The sequence below is a fragment of the Achromobacter sp. Marseille-Q0513 genome, from assembly GCF_018195695.1.
In the GTDB taxonomy this organism is placed as follows: domain Bacteria; phylum Pseudomonadota; class Gammaproteobacteria; order Burkholderiales; family Burkholderiaceae_B; genus Achromobacter.
The window spans coordinates 1-1,647 of sequence record NZ_JAGTJY010000358.1 but is presented as its reverse complement, the minus strand read 5'-3'; the positions used below and the strand labels follow the sequence as shown (position 1 = coordinate 1,647).

The 1,647-nt window shown below is 61.7% G+C and carries 1 pseudogene; it reads left to right on the top strand.

Annotated features, from left to right (window positions below):
- Positions 1-152 precede the first annotated feature (152 nt).
- Positions 153-1,458: pseudogene (locus KDH83_RS30600) on the top strand (IS256 family transposase).
- The last annotated feature ends 189 nt before the right edge of the window (positions 1,459-1,647 follow it).

Here is a 1,647-nt window from a genome sequence, read left to right as displayed (position 1 = left end):
GTCCTGGGTACTGTGTTTCTAAGCTGCCTGTGCGGCAGTGAACTCTTCGTCGTGACGTTCGAACGCCCGGAGGTGCTTTCTAAGTTGCCTATACGGGGGCCTATCCGTAGTTTTGTGTGCGAGGCATATCATGAGGACTAAAGATCATGGATATGCCGATGAAGAAGAAACGCACAGCAGCCGCTCAAGCGGCGGCCCGTGGGCCGTTGCCAGAAGTGCCGGCCGAGTTGCTGGATCATCTGGTCAAGGGACCGATGACGCCCAGCGAGGTTCAAGACCTGTTCCTGTCGTTCCAGAAGGCGGTGATTGAGCGCACGATGGCCGCGGAGATGAACCTGCATCTGGGATATCGGCCAGGCCAGGACAAGCCCGAAGGTCAGGCCAACGAGCGCAACGGCGCCAGCGGCAAGACCGTGCTGACCGAGCATGGCCCGGTACGCGTTGAGATTCCCCGCGACCGGGACGGCTCCTTCGCCCCGATCCTGATTCCCAAGCATGAGCGGCGCTTCACCGGATTCGATGACCGGATCATCGCGATGTACGCCCGGGGCATGAGCGTGCGCGAAATCCAGGCGTTCCTGGCCGAGAGCTACGGCACCGAGGTCTCGCCGGACTTCATCAGCTCGGTCACCGACGAGGTCATGGCCGAGACCACCGCTTGGCAGAACCGGCCACTGGAGGCGATGTATCCGGTGGTGTTCTTCGACGCGCTGCGAGTCAAGATCCGCGACGACGGCGGGGTCAGCAACAAAGCGGTGTATCTGGCGCTGGGCGTGCAGGCTGACGGCCAGCGCGACGTGCTGGGCGTGCAGGCTGACGGCCAGCGCGACGTGCTGGGCCTATGGGTCGAGCAGACCGAGGGGGCCAAGTTCTGGCTCAAGGTCTTCAACGAGCTCAAGACCCGAGGGTGCCAGGACATCCTGATCGCCGTGGTCGACGGCCTGAAGGGCCTGGCCGACGCCGTCGGCACGGCCTTCCCGCGCACGACGGTGCAGACCTGCATCGTGCATCTGATCCGCAACAGCTTGGATTACGCGGGATGGAAGGATCGCAAGGCCGTTGCCGCCGCGCTGCGCCCGATCTACGCGGCCGCCAGCGCGCAGGCTGCCGAACAGGCGCTACAGGCATTTGCCGACGGGCCATGGGGGGCAAAGTACCCGATGATCGTGGCCGCCTGGCAGCGGGCCTGGGAGAACGTCACGCCGTTCTTCGTCTTCCCGCCAGACATCAGGCGAGTGATTTACACGACCAACGCCATCGAGAGCTTGAATATGCAATTGCGCAAGATCATCAAGAACCCGAGGTCACTTCCCCACCGATGAGGCTGCCATCAAGCTCTTATGGCTGGCCTTGCGCAATGTACTGGCCAAGTCCGTCAGGGCGACCTTCGACTGGAAAGCTGCCATGAACCAGTTTGCTATCCTGTTTGGCGAACGGTTTACTGCGATGCGGGGATAACAACTTTTAAAACGCCTCGCCCACAAAAATACGGACAGGCTCGCGTTGGCCTCCGGTACAGGCCCCCTCCAAGAGCCTTCGACTATATTGCAGCCTGACTCTCGGACGATCCAAGAAATGTCTCTGCTCATCCCCCATCGTCGCCAGATTTCCCTCCCCACACTAACCCTGGCCGCCCTATCCCTACTC